Origin of the sequence: Teichococcus oryzae (genome assembly GCF_008386565.1) — a bacterium.
GTDB lineage: Bacteria > Pseudomonadota > Alphaproteobacteria > Acetobacterales > Acetobacteraceae > Pseudoroseomonas > Pseudoroseomonas oryzae.
The window spans coordinates 206,719-221,962 of sequence record NZ_VUKA01000002.1 but is presented as its reverse complement, the minus strand read 5'-3'; the positions used below and the strand labels follow the sequence as shown (position 1 = coordinate 221,962).

17 protein-coding genes and 1 other RNA gene are annotated in these 15,244 nt (G+C 71.9%); 8 read left to right on the top strand and 10 right to left on the bottom strand.

Going from position 1 to position 15,244, the window contains the following annotated elements:
- Positions 1 to 60 precede the first annotated feature (60 nt).
- The 5 genes from ffs (at position 61) to F0Q34_RS07125 (ending at position 3,423) form a co-directional block, all read left to right on the top strand.
- Positions 61 to 158, top strand: an RNA gene (gene ffs / locus F0Q34_RS07145) — signal recognition particle sRNA small type.
- Between the two features lie 49 nt (positions 159 to 207).
- A complete protein-coding gene (locus F0Q34_RS07140; RefSeq protein WP_149811479.1) occupies positions 208 to 2,091 on the top strand; it encodes a DNA polymerase III subunit gamma/tau in 1,884 nt (627 codons plus the stop codon).
- Positions 2,088 to 2,438 carry a YbaB/EbfC family nucleoid-associated protein gene (locus F0Q34_RS07135; RefSeq protein WP_149811478.1) on the top strand — a complete coding sequence of 117 codons (351 nt, stop codon included), beginning with the start codon at positions 2,088 to 2,090 and terminating at the stop codon, positions 2,436 to 2,438. The genes F0Q34_RS07140 and F0Q34_RS07135 overlap by 4 nt, the downstream gene beginning before the upstream one ends.
- Before the next feature lie 13 nt (positions 2,439 to 2,451).
- The gene (recR, locus tag F0Q34_RS07130) at positions 2,452 to 3,063 is read left to right on the top strand and encodes a recombination mediator RecR (protein ID WP_277755264.1); all 612 of its coding nucleotides are present in this window, start codon (positions 2,452 to 2,454) and stop codon (positions 3,061 to 3,063) included.
- Positions 3,064 to 3,120: 57 nt separating this feature from the next.
- Entirely contained in the window at positions 3,121 to 3,423 is a 303-nt protein-coding gene (locus F0Q34_RS07125; protein ID WP_149811477.1) for an alkylphosphonate utilization protein, read from the top strand.
- A 33-nt stretch (positions 3,424 to 3,456) separates the two neighbouring features.
- On the opposite strand, the gene F0Q34_RS07120 is transcribed toward F0Q34_RS07125, so the two are convergent.
- The 7 genes from F0Q34_RS07120 to F0Q34_RS07090 form a co-directional block, all read right to left on the bottom strand.
- Entirely contained in the window at positions 3,457 to 3,678 is a 222-nt protein-coding gene (locus F0Q34_RS07120) for a DUF2093 domain-containing protein (protein WP_149811476.1), read from the bottom strand.
- Positions 3,678 to 4,655, bottom strand: a complete 978-nt coding sequence (locus F0Q34_RS07115) for an SMP-30/gluconolactonase/LRE family protein (RefSeq protein WP_149811475.1) — start codon at positions 4,653 to 4,655, stop codon at positions 3,678 to 3,680. The genes F0Q34_RS07120 and F0Q34_RS07115 overlap by 1 nt, the downstream gene beginning before the upstream one ends.
- Before the next feature lie 73 nt (positions 4,656 to 4,728).
- Positions 4,729 to 5,235 carry a YdcF family protein gene (locus F0Q34_RS07110; RefSeq protein ID WP_149811474.1) on the bottom strand — a complete coding sequence of 169 codons (507 nt, stop codon included), beginning with the start codon at positions 5,233 to 5,235 and terminating at the stop codon, positions 4,729 to 4,731.
- Positions 5,232 to 6,482, bottom strand: a complete 1,251-nt coding sequence (locus F0Q34_RS07105; protein WP_149811473.1) for a class I SAM-dependent methyltransferase — start codon at positions 6,480 to 6,482, stop codon at positions 5,232 to 5,234. The genes F0Q34_RS07110 and F0Q34_RS07105 overlap by 4 nt, the downstream gene beginning before the upstream one ends.
- Before the next feature lie 168 nt (positions 6,483 to 6,650).
- Positions 6,651 to 7,028, bottom strand: a complete 378-nt coding sequence (locus tag F0Q34_RS07100) for a DUF3140 domain-containing protein (protein WP_149811472.1) — start codon at positions 7,026 to 7,028, stop codon at positions 6,651 to 6,653.
- Positions 7,025 to 7,528 (bottom strand): hypothetical protein, encoded by a 504-nt coding sequence (locus F0Q34_RS07095; RefSeq protein WP_149811471.1) that lies wholly within the window; start codon positions 7,526 to 7,528, stop codon positions 7,025 to 7,027. The genes F0Q34_RS07100 and F0Q34_RS07095 overlap by 4 nt, the downstream gene beginning before the upstream one ends.
- 88 nt (positions 7,529 to 7,616) lie before the next feature.
- Positions 7,617 to 7,943 (bottom strand): TIGR02300 family protein, encoded by a 327-nt coding sequence (locus F0Q34_RS07090; RefSeq protein ID WP_149811470.1) that lies wholly within the window; start codon positions 7,941 to 7,943, stop codon positions 7,617 to 7,619.
- A 100-nt stretch (positions 7,944 to 8,043) separates the two neighbouring features.
- Between F0Q34_RS07090 and aroA the strand changes: the two genes are divergently transcribed.
- Both aroA and cmk read left to right on the top strand, forming a co-directional pair.
- Positions 8,044 to 9,399 (top strand): 3-phosphoshikimate 1-carboxyvinyltransferase, encoded by a 1,356-nt coding sequence (gene aroA / locus F0Q34_RS07085; RefSeq protein ID WP_149811786.1) that lies wholly within the window; start codon positions 8,044 to 8,046, stop codon positions 9,397 to 9,399.
- Complete coding sequence (gene cmk, locus F0Q34_RS07080; RefSeq protein ID WP_206667964.1) at positions 9,396 to 10,031, top strand: (d)CMP kinase; 636 nt, start codon at positions 9,396 to 9,398, stop codon at positions 10,029 to 10,031. Before aroA ends, cmk begins: the two co-directional genes overlap by 4 nt.
- A 93-nt stretch (positions 10,032 to 10,124) precedes the next feature.
- On the opposite strand, the gene F0Q34_RS07075 is transcribed toward cmk, so the two are convergent.
- Both F0Q34_RS07075 and F0Q34_RS07070 read right to left on the bottom strand, forming a co-directional pair.
- A complete protein-coding gene (locus tag F0Q34_RS07075) occupies positions 10,125 to 12,701 on the bottom strand; it encodes a penicillin-binding protein 1A (protein ID WP_149811469.1) in 2,577 nt (858 codons plus the stop codon).
- A 143-nt stretch (positions 12,702 to 12,844) separates the two neighbouring features.
- Positions 12,845 to 13,717, bottom strand: coding sequence for a VOC family protein (locus tag F0Q34_RS07070; protein WP_161600791.1), 873 nt, complete (start codon positions 13,715 to 13,717; stop codon positions 12,845 to 12,847).
- A gap of 181 nt (positions 13,718 to 13,898) precedes the next feature.
- Between F0Q34_RS07070 and F0Q34_RS07065 the strand changes: the two genes are divergently transcribed.
- Complete coding sequence (locus F0Q34_RS07065) at positions 13,899 to 14,699, top strand: alpha/beta hydrolase (protein ID WP_161600790.1); 801 nt, start codon at positions 13,899 to 13,901, stop codon at positions 14,697 to 14,699.
- Between the two features lie 78 nt (positions 14,700 to 14,777).
- On the opposite strand, the gene F0Q34_RS07060 is transcribed toward F0Q34_RS07065, so the two are convergent.
- Entirely contained in the window at positions 14,778 to 15,203 is a 426-nt protein-coding gene (locus F0Q34_RS07060) for a hypothetical protein (protein WP_149811466.1), read from the bottom strand.
- Positions 15,204 to 15,244: the final 41 nt, after the last annotated feature.

The window sequence follows — 15,244 nt, the reverse complement described above, 5'->3', positions numbered from 1 at the left end:
GGCAAGATCCGCGCCGGGCCCCCTTGCTCCCGGGCCGCCGAGCGCCGATATTGTCAGCCGGAAGGTCGGCGGCGGACAGGCGCCTCGCCAACCCGGTCAGGTCCGGAAGGAAGCAGCCGCAACGAGTTTCCGTCTGGGTCGTTCCGTCGGTCTTCCACCTTTCCGCAGCCTGAACGGCCCGCCGCGGCCAGGACCACAGCCGCGCGCATGACCAGCGACCATCCTTCCGAAGAACTCGACCAGCCGCCGGTTCCCGAGGGTCCCGGCCTGTTCGGCGACGCGCCGGAGCCCGCCTCCGCCGCCACGCCTTCAATGGCCGATGTGCCGCCCCACACGCAGCCTGAGCCGGCCGCCACCCCTTATCGCGTGCTGGCCCGCAAATATCGCCCGCAGAATTTTGACGACCTGATCGGGCAGGACGCGCTGGTCCGCACCCTGCGCAACGCCTTTGCGCGGAACCGCGTGGCGCATGCCTTCATGCTCACCGGGGTGCGCGGCGTCGGCAAGACCACCACGGCCCGCATCATCGCCCGCGCCATGAACTGCGTCGGGCCGGACGGGCAGGGAGGGCCGACCGCCGATCCCTGCGGCGTTTGCCCCGAATGCACCGCCATCCTGGCCGACCGCCACCCGGACGTGCTGGAGCTGGACGCCGCCTCCAACAATGGCGTGGACAACATCCGCGAGCTGCGGGAAGCGGTGCGCTACCGCCCCGCCCGCGCCCGCTTCAAGGTCTACATCCTGGACGAGGTCCACATGCTGTCCACGGCGGCGTTCAACGCGCTGCTGAAGACGCTGGAGGAGCCGCCGCCCCAGGTGAAGTTCATCTTCGCCACCACCGAGATCCGCAAGGTCCCGGCCACCATCCTGTCCCGCTGCCAGCGCTTCGACCTGAAGCGGGTGCCGCAGGACCTGCTGCGCGCCCATTTCGCCCGCATCGCCGAAGCGGAAGGGGTCACGGCCTCGGAAGCCGCGCTGGCGATGATCGCCCGCGCGGCGGATGGCTCGGTGCGGGACGGCCTGTCGCTGCTGGACCAGGCGATCGCCCAGGCCGCCGGCAGCGCCGGGGGCGTCGAGGGCGAGCTGGTGCGCGACATGCTGGGCCTTGCCGACCGCTCCCTGTTGTTCGACCTGCTGGAAGCCACCTTCCGCGGCGACCTGCCGGCGGTGCTGGCGGCGATGGATCGCGGGCATGAGCGCGGCGCCGACCCCGGCGTCATCCTGGCCGATTTGCTGGAACTGACCCACACCCTGACGCGCCTGCGCGCCGTGCCCGCGCTGCGCGCCGATCCGTCCCTGCCGGAGGCGGAGCGGGTGCGTGGCGTCGCCATGGCCTCGGCGCTGACGGTGCCGGTGCTGGGCCGCGCCTGGCAGGTGCTGCTGAAGGGCATTTCCGAGGTGGCCGAGGCGCCCGACCGCCGCATGGCGGCGGAAATGGTGCTGATCCGCCTGGCGCATCTGGCCGAGATGCCGACGCCGGGCGAGCTGGTGCGCCGCCTGACCGAATCCGGCGGCGCCGCGCCGCAGGCGCCGCTTCCGGGCGGCGCGCCCGATGGCGGCGGCCGCGCCACCGCCAATGGCCGCGCGATGGCCCTGCCGGCGGCCGAGCCGGCCCCTGTTGCCCTGGCCCAGCCGCGCGCCTTCCGCGAGGTGGTGGCGCTGGCATCCGGCCGGGCGCCGATGCTGCACGCCCACCTGCTGCACAGCGTCCACCTAGTGTCCTTCGCGCCCGGACGCATCGAGATCCGCCAGACCGAGGCGGCGCCGCGCGACCTGGCGGCGCAGCTTTCCGCCCTGCTGCTGGAACAGACCGGCGCCCGCTGGACCATTGCCCTGTCCAACCAGCCGGGCGAGCCGACCCTGGCCGAGCAGCGCAGCCGGCTGGCCGGCCAGCAGCTGGAGGTCGCCAAGACCCACCCGCTGGTGCAGGCCGTTCTCCTTGCCTTTCCGGGCACCGAGATCGAGGCGCTGCGCGACGAGAGCCTGGACGAATACGGCCTGCCGCCGCTGCCGGAGCCCGATGGCCCCGATTTCGCGCCGCCGGATGCCGAACCCGCCGACATCGACGACCTACCCCTGGAGGACTCATGAAGAACCTCGGCGCCATGATGAAGCAGGCCCAGCAGATGCAGGCCAAGATGCAGGAAATGCAGGCCAAGCTGGATGCCATGACCGTGGATGGCGCCTCCGGCGGCGGCATGGTCAAGGTGACGCTCACCGGCAAGGGCGACATGAAGAAGCTGTCCATCGACCCCTCCCTGGTGGACCCGGAGGAGCGCGAGGTGCTGGAGGACTTGATCGTCGCCGCCCATGCCGACGCCAAGCAGAAGGTCGAGGCGATGATGGCGGAGGAGATGCAGAAGGCCACAGCCGGGCTGAACATCCCGGGCCTGGGTGGTGGCTTGGGCGGCCTCGGCGGCTTCAAGCTGCCTTTCTGAGGCGGCGCCCTTCGTGTCGGGGGTTCGCGGGCCGGATCAGGTCGAGCGGCTGGTGGCCATGCTGGCCCGGCTGCCCGGCATGGGCCGCCGCAGCGCCCGCCGCGCCGCGCTGAAGCTGTTGCAGGACCCGGGCGGGCTGATGCTGCCGCTCGCCCAGTCGCTGAAGGACACGGCGGAGGCGATCCGCCCCTGCAGCATCTGCGCCGATATCGATACCCAGGACCCCTGCCGCATCTGCACCGATCCCTCGCGGGAGCAGGATGTGGTGTGCGTGGTGGAAGGCGTGTCCGACCTTTGGGCGCTGGAACGCGCCCATGTGCATCGCGGCCTGTACCATGTGCTGGGGGGCGTGCTGTCGGCCCTGGCCGGGGTGGCGCCGGAAGACCTGCGCATCCGGGAACTGACCGAACGGATCGGCGCGGGGGAGATCCGCGAGGTGATCCTGGCGCTGCCCGCCACGGTGGATGGCGCCACCACCGCGCATTACCTGACCGACCGGCTGCACGTGCTGGCGCCTTCCGTCACGGTGACGCGGCTGGCGCAGGGCGTGCCGATGGGCGGCGCGCTGGACGTGATGGATGACGGCACGCTGGCGGCGGCGCTGAAGGCGCGGCGGCCGGTCTAGGAGGAAGCCCGCCCCGCTGATAGGGGAGGGAACCCGGAGCGGCCGCAGGAGGAACCCATGGCAGGCGACGACGATGCCTATGTGTATGACGAGGCCACCGGCGAATGGCGCCCGGCACGGGATGTCGCCGCCGCCGAGGCCGCGCCGCCCGAGGTGCGCGACGCCGCCGGCAACCTCCTGGCGGATGGCGACTCGGTCACCCTGATCAAGGACCTGAAGGTGAAGGGGGCGAACCAGACCCTGAAGCAGGGCACCGTCATCCGGTCGATCCGCCTGACCGACAACGAGCAGGAGATCGATTGCCGCTACGAGGGGATCAAGGGCCTGGTGCTTCGCACGGAATTCGTGCGCAAGCGCTGATCCCCGGGAGCCGCCCCAGAGTCCGGGGCGGTGTCACCGCCCCCTCGGCCGCCGTCGTGCCGCGGCCTCGGCGGCTTCGGCCGCCCCGGCATAGGCTTCCTGCGCGTCCGCGCTCCAGTACAGCAGCCGCTCCAGCGGGATGCGCCGGAAGCTGACGGCGCAGATCACATGGTCCCCCGGTTCCAGCACCGTGAAATCCGGCGTGCCGTAGCGCAGCACCGCCAGCTTGCCTGGCGCCGCATCCCCTTCGCTCATCAGCCGCCCGCCACGCCCTGAACCGTCAGCATGACGGAATAGACGGAGCGTGAGGCCGCCATGAACAGCCGGTTGCGGTTGCGCCCGCCGAAGCAAAGATTGGCGCAGCGTTCCGGCAGGTCGATATGGCCGAGCGCCGCGCCGGCGGCGTTGAACACCCGCACGCCGTCGAACTCCGCGCTGCCCATGCCCCAGCCGCACCAGAGATTGCCTTCGGTGTCGACGCGGAAGCCATCCGGCGTTTCCCCCGGCTCGCCCTGCACGACCGTGCGGCGGTTGGAAACCCGGCCATCCTCCGCCACGTCATAGGCGACGATGCGGCGCGGCTCGGCGCGGCTTTCCACCACGTAAAGGAGCTTCTCGTCCGGCGAGAAGGCGAGGCCGTTCGGCCCGGCCAGCTCATCCGTGACCATGCTCAGCCTGCCGCTCTGCCCGTCGATGCGCCAGACGGCCTGGGGCAGCTCCGGCTCCGCCTTGTCCCCCTCGACATGGCCGGAAATGCCGAAGGGCGGATCGCTGAACCAGATCGAGCCATCCGACTTCACCACCACGTCGTTGGGGGAGTTCAGCCGCTTGCCCTCGAAATTGTCGGCCAGCACGGTGATTCGGCCGTCATATTCGGTGCGGGTGACGCGGCGCGTCAGGTGCTCGCAGGTGACCAGGCGGCCCTGGCGGTCGCGGGTGTTGCCATTGGCGTAGTTGGCGGATTCGCGGAACACGGTGACGGCGCCGCTGCGCTCGTCCCATCGCAGGATGCGGTCATTCGGGATGTCGGACCACAGCAGCGCGCGATGATCGCCGAACCACACCGGGCCTTCCGCCCAGCGGCAGCCGCCGGCGAGCTTCTCCACGGTGCCGTTCATGGCGCGGAACCGCAGGAAGGAAGGGTCGAAGGCGCGGAAGCGCGGCTCGGGATAGCGCTGGCTCGGCTCCCACGGCGTTTCGTTCCGGCCTTCCCAGGCGATGGGGTGGCTCATGCGGCGTCTCCTGGACTGTCCCTTTGCGGCGAAACACTGGCATGGCCCCGCCGATCCGGCCAGATCGCGGCGATCAGCGGCGGAACAACCGTTCCGCCCCGGCCAGCATGGCGTCATAGGGCAGGGCGGCGCCTTCCCGCAGGCGCCAGTACCAGCGTTCCATCAGCCCATGCGCCGCTTCCGGCGGCGGCACAGCCCCGGCGGGCAGGCCGAACAGGCGCAGAAGCATCCGGCAGCGCGGCAGGTGGTAGCCGCTGCTGCAGGCATAGACCGGCCCCTGGTGGCCGCGCAGCATGGCGGCGCAGGCCCGGGCGGATTCCAGCGTGTCCCGGGCGGTGGCTTCCTCCCGGATGGCGTCTCCCGGCACGCCGAGATCCTGCAGCAGCCGGCGCATCACCTCCGATTCGGGCGGGCCGTGGCGGCCCTGGCCGCCGGTCGGAATGTAGAGGGGGCCTGGCAGCGTGCCGCCGAACGCCACGGCGGCCATGACGCGGCGGCGCATGGTCAGGCTGGGGCCGCCATCGGCGCGCACGGCGGCGCCGAAGATGATGATGACGGGGCGGGCGGCGGCCCCGCTCATCCGCCCCGTGCCGTCGCGGGCGCCGCCAGCAACAGCCGGTTCAGCGGCTCCAGCGCATCGCGCAGCAGGGCGAAGTCGCGCCGGAAGCTGTCCTCGCGGATGCCCCGCCCGGCCAGCACCGCGCCAATGGCGCCGATGCTGCGCGTCCCGTCCACCAGGGGCAGGATGGCGGAAGCCAGGCGCGGCATCGGCACGCCGAGGCGCAGCCCGTCATAGCTGACGCGCAGCACCCCGTCGGCCGGGATGCCCTTGCCCAGCGCGGCGCCATCCAGTTCCCGCAGCAGGGGGATGGCGTTGTCGTCGGACCAGTCGGGCAGCGGCGCCGGGTCGCGCGTGCAATAGGCGATGTGGATGCCCATATTGCCGCAGATCGCTTCCGCCAGGGCGGCGCGGGCCAGCGGGTCCAGCCCGGCGGTGCGGGCCCGCAGCTTCGGGTCGTTGAGGTAGCGGTCCGGGTCGTAGCGCAGCGGCTCCACGAAGCAGCGCAGCCGCAGTCCCGCCCCCTCGATCAATGCCGCCAGCTGCGGCACGGTGAAGGACACGTCGCGCGGGTTGAGCAGCAGGTCGTACAGCCCCGCATCGCCGCCATCGAGATGGTCGGTGATCCAGGCGTTGCGGCGCAGCCAGGCCGTCTCGGGCGCCTGCTTCCACAGCCGCCTCGCGATCTCGACGCGGGCCGGCGGGGCTTCCGAATCGGGCGCCAGCAGGCGCAGCGCGTCCTGCAGCATGTAGACGCCGGTGCGGCCATGCGGCGCATACACCATCAGCCCGATGCCGCCCCCCGGCGCCAGCGCGCCCGCCAGCGCGGCCAGGCCTGCCGCCGGGTCCGGCAGGTGGTGCAGCACGCCGCAGCAATCGATGTAGTCGAACTGGCCGAGGCCAAGCTTGGGCAGGTCCAGCAGCGAGCCCGATTCGAAGCGGATGTTGGACAGGCCACGCTGTGCCGCCCGCGCCTCTGCCACCTGCCGCGCCGCGGCAGAACGGTCCAGCCACACCACCTCGCCGGGGCGGCCGGCCCAGGCCATCTGCTGCGCCAGCATCATCGTGCCGTCGCCGCTGCCACCTCCTGCCATCAGCGCACGCAAGGGGGCCGAGGCGGGGCGGCGCGCGCCGAAGATCCAGTGGTCGATCTCGCGCAGGTGGCTGGGGCTGCCGACGATCAGCCGCTTCGCCTCATCGCGCGGGTCGCGCTGCGGATAGGGATAGGCTTCGTACTGGCTGGCGAGGCGGGCATCGGTGGCATCCATGGCCTTCCGCATTAGGCGATGCGCCCCGCCCTTGCCAGGGGGCGGGGCCAGGGGCCATCTGCCGGCCATGCCAACCATCCCGACCCTGTCCCGCATCATCCTGGTGCTGCTGGTGGTCAGCGCCCTGGTGCGGATCGCCGCCTATGCCTGGGGCTATTGAGCCGCGGCTCAGTCCCGCAGCGGATCGTGGCCCCAGTTCATCAGCGATTTGCGCCAGCGCGTATCCGTGACATCCCCGCCGGGGCGCTGCCTGATGTGCCGGTGGACATAGCCGATGACCTTGCGCATCGCGGCGTAGTCATCCGCGTCGAGATCGACCTTCTTCTTGGCTCTCAGCGCCAGGATGCGCTCGCCCATCCGGTGGCCCACCGCCTCGCCATCGCCCCTGCCGGTGACCTTCTCCCCCTCAGCGGTCATGCCAACGGAGCGGCTGTCCTCGCTGGCGAGCCATTCGCGCAGCATGGCGGGGGGCATGTTCACCACCTTCTTGAACTCGGCCAGCGTTTCGGCCCGGTTATCCCCCTGGTCATTCCCGGCGCCGCTCATGCGGCGCGGCCCAGCGCGTGGGCAAGCTGCGACTTGTTCATGCGGGAACGGCCGGGAATGCCGCGCCGACGCGCCTCGGCCATCAGGGATTGCTTGGTGTCGCCGCCGCGCCGCGCGCTGGCGGCCTTGCGCGCCACGTCGGGCGGCTGGGCGCTGAACTGCTTGCCCTTGCGGCTGTCGGCCCGCTTCCTGGCGGTGGAGCGGGCATATTCCTCGTCCGAGAGCTTGTCGCGCGCCTTTTTCGGCAGGTATCGCTCGCCCGTCTTGCCGCTTTCCTGGCCGGATCTGGTGCCCCAATCCTCCTCCGTCCATTGTTGGAGGTGGTTGTCGGCGCTCTTGCCGCCCTGGTAGCCGCCGCCTTCCTTCTTGTATTCGGCGCTGGCCATCTGCGCCTTGCGCGCCGACCATTGGCCGGGCTTGCCACCCTTGTCACCCTGGGTGACGGCGCGCTTCACCTTGTCCCACAGCTTGGGGTCGGCTTTTTTCGCCGTGGCGGCCATGCGTCGCTGCTCCACCTGATGCGTGGAGCCAGAACGCCAGGGGCCGGAAGCCGGTTGCCGCGCGGGAAATGCGCCCGCGCGGCGCCGATCAGTTTTCTTCCTCGCGGTCGGTCTCGACCTCGATCTCGGCGTCCAGATCGTCCTCGGCATCCTCGAGGTCGTCGGCATCCTCCAGGGCGTCGTCGTCGCTCACATCCTCGATCTCGACATCGTCATCCGTGTCGGGATCGGCGGCGACAGGCACCCGCTTCTTCACCTTCTCCTCCACCGGCGCGGCGGCGCGGCGGGCGCGGGGCTGCTCAGCCGGTTGCTCGGTGCCGCATTTCGGGCATGCGGCCGGCTGGCGCGTCATGTCGTAGAACTTCGCACCGCAGGCGACACAGGTGCGTTTCAGACCCAGTTCGGGCTTGGCCATCAGCGTGATTATCCCGGGAAAGGCGGGCCAGGGACGGGCCGGCCGAGAAGCACCGGCGCATTGCCACGCACCCCGGCCCCATGTCAAACCCTTGCGCATCATGGGCCACCACACCTCCGCGCGTCCGCTGCGCGCTTCCCGCCCGCCGCAGGGCCTGTCCGGCCGCCTGCGCGTCGCCGGCGACAAGTCGATCAGCCATCGCGCGCTGATGTTCGGCGCCCTGGCCGTTGGCCGCACCGAGATCACCGGCCTGCTGGAAGGCGAGGACGTGCTGCGCACCGCCGCCGCCATGCGCGCCCTCGGCGCCACGGTGGAGCGGCTGGGGGAAGGGCACTGGATCGTCGCCGGGCGCGGCGTCGGCGGCCTGACCGAGCCGGCCGACGTGCTGGACATGGGCAATTCCGGCACCGCCGCGCGGCTGATCTGCGGCCTGCTGGCCGGCCACCCGATCTTCGCCGTGCTGACTGGCGACGCCTCTCTCCGCTCCCGCCCGATGAAGCGGGTGATGGAGCCGCTGGCGGCCTCCGGCGCGCGCTTCACCGGGCGGGCCGGCGGGCGGCTGCCGCTGGCGGTGGAAGGCGCCGCCGAGCCGATGCCGCTCGACTACACCCTGCCCATGGCCTCGGCGCAGGTGAAGTCGGCGGTGCTGCTGGCGGGGCTGTGCGCGCGCGGCACCACCCGCGTCGCCGAGCCGCAGGCCAGCCGCGACCACACCGAGAACATGCTGCGCCATTTCGGCGCCACCGTGCGCGTCACGTCGCAGGGCGAGGGGCGGCTGATCGAGCTGGAAGGCCAGCCGGAGCTGGTGGCGGCGCCAGTGGTGGTGCCGGGCGACCCGTCCTCCGCCGCCTTTCCGCTGGTGGCGGCGCTGATCGTGCCGGGCTCGGCGGTCACGGTGGAGGGCGTCGGGCTGAACCCGCTGCGCACCGGCCTGTTCACCACGCTGCGCGAGATGGGCGCCGAGCTCGTCGTGTCAAACGAGCGGGTCGAGGGCGGCGAGAAGGTGGGCGACATCACCGCCCGCTCCGGCGCGCTGCGGGCCGTGGACGTGCCGGCCGCCCGCGTGCCCTCCATGGTGGACGAATACCCGATCCTGGCGGTCGCCGCCGCCTGTGCCCGGGGCACCAGCCGCTTCCGCGACCTCAGGGAATTGCGCGTCAAGGAAAGCGACCGCGTCGCCGCCACCGTGGCCCTGCTGGAGGCGAACGGCGCCAGCGTCACGGTGGAAGGCGACGACATGCTGGTGCATGGCACGGGCGAGGCGCCGGCCGGCGGCGGCACGGTGGCGACGCATATGGACCACCGCATCGCCATGAGCGCGCTGGTGCTGGGCCTCGTCACCCCGCAGCCGGTGGCGGTGGACGATGCCAGCTTCATCGACACCTCCTTCCCCGGCTTCGCCGCGCTGATCAACCGCCTCGCCGGGGCGGAGGCGCTGGGAGACCTGCCGGCGTGAAGCCCGGCCTGGTGATCGCGGTGGACGGCCCGGCGGCGGCCGGAAAGGGCACGCTGGCGCGGCGCCTGGCGGCCGATCTCGGCCTGCCCTATCTCGATACCGGGCTGCTCTACAGGGCCACGGGGCGGCGCGTGCTGGATGCGGGCGCCGACCCGCGCGACGTCGTGGCGGCCGAGGCCGCCGCCCGCGCCCTCGCCCCTTCCGACGTCACCCGCCCCGACCTGCGCGGGCCGGAGGCCGACATGGCCGCCAGCGCCGTCGCCGCCATCCCGGCGGTGCGCGCGGCGCTGCTGGAATGGCAGCGCGAATTCGGCCGCGCCCACGGCGCCGTCCTGGACGGGCGCGACATCGGCACGGTGGTGTTTCCCAAAGCGCCGCTGAAGCTGTTCGTGACCGCCAGCGCCGAGCAGCGGGCGCATCGCCGCTGGCTGGAACTGCGCGGCCGCGGCGTCACCGCCGACCTGCAGGCCGTGTTGTCCGAGTTGCGGGCGCGCGACGCGCAGGATGCCGGCCGCGCCGTGGCGCCGCTGAAGCCCGCCGCCGACGCGTTGACGCTGGACACCACCGAACTGGATGCCGAGGCCGCCTTCCAGGTGGCGCGCCGCCTGGTGGCGGAACGCCTCGGCCTCTGACCCCGCTGGCCATCCGGACGGGATGGCCGCCTTTCCACATGAAGGCAGGGCGCCGGCCGGATCACCCGGCGCCCTGCACCTGAACGGCCCGCCTTAGTACAGGCCGCCCAGGCTGTTGTCCGTGCCGCTCGGGGTCGAGGTGGAGATCTGGTCTTCGCCGATTGGCGGGCGGGCGGCGTTCTCGGTGCCGGGGCGGAAGGCTTCCAGGATGGTCTGGCCGCTGTCGATCCGCGTGCGCACCAGCGCCACGCCGGGCGGGGCGCGGAACGGCACCGGCGGGCTGTCCTTCAGCGCCGCCTCCACCACGTCGTGGAAGACCGGCGCGGCATTGGTGCCGCCAACCTCGCCGGAACCGAGCGAGCGTGGCTCGTCGAAGCCCATCCAGACCGCCACCACGACATCCGGCGTGAAGCCCACGAACCAGTTGTCCAGGTAATCATTGGTGGTGCCGGTCTTGCCGGCCACCGGGCGGTTCAGGCCCTCGCCGGCGCGCCGGCCGGAGCCGTACTGCACCACGCCCTGCAACAGCGACACCATCTGATAGGCGGCGATCGGATCGGTGACCTGCCTGCGCTCATCGACGAGGCGCGGCGGCTCCTCCTCCGGGCCGCTGCCGCAACCGTCGCAACGGCGGTTGTCGGCGCGCCAGACCATCTTGCCGAAGCGGTCCTGCACCGTGTCGATCAGCGTGGGCGTCACTTCCTTGCCGCCATTGACAAAGGAGGCATAGGCTGCCGCCATCCGCATCACCGTGGTTTCGCCGGCGCCCAGCGCCATGGACAGCACGCGCGGCATGTTGGGGATGACGTGGAAGCGCGCCGCGGCATCGGCCACGCGGTCGATCCCCACCTCCTGCGCCAGCCGGATGGTGACGAGGTTGAGCGATTGCTGCAGCGCGGTGCGCATGGTCACCCAGCCGCGCGGCTGGCCGCTGTAATTGCCGGGCTTCCACAGCCCCTGCGGCGTCATGATCTCGATCGGCCCGTCCAGCAGGCGCTGGTTGGGCGGGATGCCCATCTCCAGCGCCGGCAGATACACGAAGGGCTTGAAGGCGGAGCCGGGCTGGCGCAGCGCCTGGGTCGCGCGGTTGAACCACGACTTCTCGAAGTTCCAGCCGCCGGCCATCGACATCACGCGCCCGGTGGCGGGATCGAGGGCGACAACCGCGCCCTCCACCAGCGGGATCTGGCGCAGCGAAACCCGGGCCGGGCCATTCCCGGCGCCGCTTCCCCGCGGCTCCACCAGCACCACGTCGCCCGGCTTCAGCACGTCCTGCATGCGGCGGGGCAGGGCGCCGAGGCGACCCTGGCTGTTCACCGGCCTCGCCCAGCCGGACACGTCGGACAGCGCCAGCGTCCCCTGGCGCGGCTGCGCCTGGGCCCGGCCATCGGGGCGCTCCAGCCACGCTACCCGCGCCTCGCCTGGCTGGACGGACAGCGCCACCGCCAATTGCCACTCGGGCAGGGCGCCGGCCGGGCGGTTGACCTTTTCCAGCGCCGGCATCCATTCGGTGCTGTCGGCGGAAATGCTCGCCACCGGGCCGCGCCAGCCGCCGCGCCGGCGGTCATAGGACATCAGCCCGGCCCGCAGCGCCTTCTCGGTTTCCCCCTGCAGCACCGGGTCCATGCTGGTGCGCACCACGAGGCCGCCCATGGTGGTCTGGTCCTGGCCGAAGCGGGCCACCAGCTCGCGCCGCACCTCCTCGGTGAAATACTGGCCGGTGGCCAGCAGGTCGGGGCGGACGCGGCCGCGCGGCACGATCGGCTCCTGCTTGGCGGCATCGGCCTCGGCGCGGCTCACCACGCCATCCTCCGCCATGCGGTCCAGCACCCAGTCGCGCCGCGCCTTGGCCGCCTCGGGGTAGCGGGAAGGGTTGTAGTTGTTGGGCGCCTTGGGCAGCGCGCCGAGGAAGGCCATCTCGCCCAGCGTCAGCTCGTCCAGGCCCTTGTTGAAATAGTTCATCGCCGCGGCGGCGACGCCATAGGCCTGCTGCCCCAGGAAGATCTCGTTCAGGTAGATCTCCAGGATCCGCTCCTTGGGCATGGCGGATTCCAGGCGGAAGGCCAGGATTGCCTCCCGCACCTTGCGCATCACCGTGCGGTCATTGCCCACCAGCATGTTCTTGGCGACCTGCTGGGTGATGGTGGAGGCGCCGAGGGCGCGGCGCCCGGTCAGCAGGCCTTCCACGTTCATCACCATGGCGCGGCCGAGCGCCAGGAAGTCGACGCCGGGATGGCTCCAGAAATTCTGGTCCTCGGCGGACACGAAGGCGGCCTGCAGGCGCGGCGGAATGGCGGCGATCGGCAGGAAGACCCGGCGCTCCGTCGCCAGTTCCGCCATCAGGCGCGAATCGGCGGCATAGATGCGGCTCATCTGCGGCGGCTGGTAGTCGGCCAGCCATTCATGCTCCGGCAGATCGCCCGCGGCCTCGCGGTACAGCCCATAGGCGCCCAGCGAGGCGATCACGCCGCCGGCCACCACCACCACCATGCCGAGGCCGGTCAGCCGCACGATCCAGCGCCCGATGCCGCGCCCGCCGCCGCCTGAGCCGGCGCGGCCCTTGCGTGGCGGCCTGGGCGGCCGCCCCGGCGGCGCGGCTTGCGGGGAGGAGGATGCGGGAGCGCGGCTCCCCACCAGGGGACGGTCAGCGCGGAGATCATTCGGTGCCATGGCGCGCTTCCCTTACACCGATGGCCGGCGGGAGGCGAAGCACCGAGTGATGATGCGACGCACATCGGCGTGTATTCCGCGCCCGGCACAAGGCGGGGCGCGTTCCCGCCGGCGAAGATGTTGCTTTCCGTTACTTTTTCATGTCAGCGCGCGGTTTCCAGCCGCAGCAGGTTGCCCGAGGGATCATGCGCCTCGCGCCCGCCGCCCGCCGGATCGGCGGCCAGCAGCGCCGCCCTGGCCTGGCGCTCCGCCGCCGCCTCCGTGGCGCGCAGGGACAGCCAGGCGAGGCCGCCCAGCCCGGCCGGCCGCATGCCGGCGCTGTTCCAGGCATTCAACGCCAGATGATGATGGTATCCGCCGCTGCCCAGCCAGCTGGCCTTCGGCACGCGCTGCGTCACCTCCAGCCCCAGCGCGCGGTAGAAGGCTTCGGTGGCGGCAAGGTCGCCGGCGCGCAGATGCACATGGCCGATGCGGGTTTGCGCCGGGTCCAGCGCGGCGCCCGGGGCCTCCGACAGCAGGGCCTGGAGGTCCAGCCGCTCGGTCATCATGGCCAGCCCGCCGGCCGCGTCGCGGGGCCAGGCGTCGCGCGGGCGGTCGGCATACACCTCGATGCCATTGCCTTCCGGGTCGGACAGGTAGAGCGCGTCGCTGACCCCATGGTCAGACGCGCCCTGCAGCCGCAGCCCGAGGCCAAGGGCGTGATGCAGCCAGCCCGCCAGCGCGGCACGGTCCGGCAGCAGGAAGGCGGTGTGGAACAGGCCGGGCTCGTTTCCGCGCCCGGGCGCGGCGCCGGGGCTGGGCAGCAGGCGCAGCGCCGCGGCCTTCAGGTCGAAGCGGAGCGCGCCCGGCACGGCGTCGTCCGCCACCGGCTCCGCACCCAGCAGCGCCGTGTAGAAGGCTGCCAGCTTGTCGATGTCCCGGGCGGCCAGGGCCAGCTCCGCCACGCAAAGCGGCGCGGCTTCGGGAGGAAGATCCCCGGCTGGGGAAGGGATCGCGGCTTTTCCGGCGTCGGACATGGGGCGCCTCCGGTTGCTGAGGCCTTGATGTGGGGTCGGGGGACGGCAAAGGGAATGTCCGGCCCGGACTGCCGGCTTCATGGGCGAAATGATATGTTGCGCTGCAACATATCCCTGGCATGGGCAGGGGCATGACCGTAATGTCGCGTCCCATGCGCCTTCTGCCCCGGCTGCCCCGCTGATGCCTGACATCCTGCCGCCCTCATCCCCGCCCGGAGCACCCCTGCGCTTCGCGGCCGGCGCCGCCATTCCCGGCAACCCCACCCTGATGTTCCTGCATGGCGCCGGCTGCGGCGCCTGGGTCTGGGACGAAGGCTTCGCCGCCCGCTGCGCCGTGGCCGGGCTGGCCAGCCTGGCGCCGGACTTCACCCGCCGCCGCCGCGGATCGGAGGCCGGGCTGGCCGACTACCTGGCCGAGGCCCGGGCGCTGCTGCGGGGCATCGAGGGGCCGGTGGTGCTGGTGGGCCATTCCCTGGGTGCCCTGGTGGCGCAGCACCTGCTGCTGGAGCCGAACATCCGTGGCGCGGCGCTGCTCACCCCCGTGCCGCCGGAAGGGCTGTGGCTGTCCAGCGCCCAGCTGGCCCTGGCTGACCCATCTTTGTGGGCCGAGGCCGCGCGAATGGACGCCCCGGTGGGCAGCGCGCCGCTGGAGCTGGCCACCTCCCTGTTCGGCGCCGGCATGCCGGGCGCCGAGGCGCGCCGCTTCCTGGCGCGGATGGGCGGCGAATCGCGGGCCGCGCTGCTGGAGGCGCAATGGCCGCAGCCCGTGCCGATGGGCTGGCTGCATGGCCGCCCCATGCTGGTGCTGGGCGCCGCGGAGGACCGGCTGATCACCCAGGACGCGGTGCATCGCTGCGCCCTCTGGCATGGCGTCGCGGCCGAGATCCTGCCCGGCCATGGCCACCTGCTGATGCTGGAACCTGGCTGGGAAAAGGTGGCGGACCGCATCGCTGCCTGGGCGGCTGCCCTGCCGGCGCGCTGAGCCGGAACCAGGCCAGCCGGCGTGGCGGCATTGCCGGGAATGGAAGCCTTCCCGGACAGGCGCGCCGGGATCAGGCGCTCAGGGACCGTCCTCGGCCGCGCGGGCGCGCACAAAGGCCCGCCAGTCATGCTTGCGGGTGGCGGCATGGCGCTGGCCGTCGGGCCGCTCCACATACAGCGTCAGCGCGCCCTTGGCCCACAGCCCGTCGAAGATCTGCTCATCCGACAGGGCGAACACGGCGCTGCGCTCGAACACCGCGTCCTTCACCCGGGGATGCACCTTCCACAGCCACCAGACGATGCCGGCCGACATCAGCGCCATGCCAACATGAACATTGGCCAGCAGCATTCCCAGGATGGCCACCGTCACCAGCCCCAATGGCCAGACGATGTTCTCGGAATAACGGTAAACCGGCGAGCCGGGCGTGTTCATCTTGCGGATGTGCACGCCGAGCTGAAGGCGCTTTGACTCGATCTGCTGCCGCAGAAGCTCGAACTCGTTCATGCCTGGGTGTCGTATCCTGCCTTGGGGCATGACCGCCTGGG

What these genes read in the sequence shown, in the direction of transcription:
- F0Q34_RS07120 (WP_149811476.1), bottom strand. Translation starts at nt 3,678, where the DNA reads ATGAGCGAAGGGGATGCGGCGCCAGGCAAGCTGGCGGTGCTGCGCTAC.
- F0Q34_RS07140 (WP_149811479.1), top strand. Translation starts at nt 208, where the DNA reads ATGACCAGCGACCATCCTTCCGAAGAACTCGACCAGCCGCCGGTTCCC.
- F0Q34_RS07075 (WP_149811469.1), bottom strand. Translation starts at nt 12,701, where the DNA reads ATGGCACCGAATGATCTCCGCGCTGACCGTCCCCTGGTGGGGAGCCGC.
- aroA (WP_149811786.1), top strand. Translation starts at nt 8,044, where the DNA reads ATGGGCCACCACACCTCCGCGCGTCCGCTGCGCGCTTCCCGCCCGCCG.
- F0Q34_RS07105 (WP_149811473.1), bottom strand. Translation starts at nt 6,482, where the DNA reads ATGGATGCCACCGATGCCCGCCTCGCCAGCCAGTACGAAGCCTATCCC.
- F0Q34_RS07060 (WP_149811466.1), bottom strand. Translation starts at nt 15,203, where the DNA reads ATGAACGAGTTCGAGCTTCTGCGGCAGCAGATCGAGTCAAAGCGCCTT.
- F0Q34_RS07095 (WP_149811471.1), bottom strand. Translation starts at nt 7,528, where the DNA reads ATGGCCGCCACGGCGAAAAAAGCCGACCCCAAGCTGTGGGACAAGGTG.
- F0Q34_RS07125 (WP_149811477.1), top strand. Translation starts at nt 3,121, where the DNA reads ATGGCAGGCGACGACGATGCCTATGTGTATGACGAGGCCACCGGCGAA.
- F0Q34_RS07100 (WP_149811472.1), bottom strand. Translation starts at nt 7,028, where the DNA reads ATGAGCGGCGCCGGGAATGACCAGGGGGATAACCGGGCCGAAACGCTG.
- F0Q34_RS07090 (WP_149811470.1), bottom strand. Translation starts at nt 7,943, where the DNA reads ATGGCCAAGCCCGAACTGGGTCTGAAACGCACCTGTGTCGCCTGCGGT.
- F0Q34_RS07135 (WP_149811478.1), top strand. Translation starts at nt 2,088, where the DNA reads ATGAAGAACCTCGGCGCCATGATGAAGCAGGCCCAGCAGATGCAGGCC.
- F0Q34_RS07110 (WP_149811474.1), bottom strand. Translation starts at nt 5,235, where the DNA reads ATGAGCGGGGCCGCCGCCCGCCCCGTCATCATCATCTTCGGCGCCGCC.
- F0Q34_RS07065 (WP_161600790.1), top strand. Translation starts at nt 13,899, where the DNA reads ATGCCTGACATCCTGCCGCCCTCATCCCCGCCCGGAGCACCCCTGCGC.
- F0Q34_RS07070 (WP_161600791.1), bottom strand. Translation starts at nt 13,717, where the DNA reads ATGTCCGACGCCGGAAAAGCCGCGATCCCTTCCCCAGCCGGGGATCTT.
- F0Q34_RS07115 (WP_149811475.1), bottom strand. Translation starts at nt 4,655, where the DNA reads ATGAGCCACCCCATCGCCTGGGAAGGCCGGAACGAAACGCCGTGGGAG.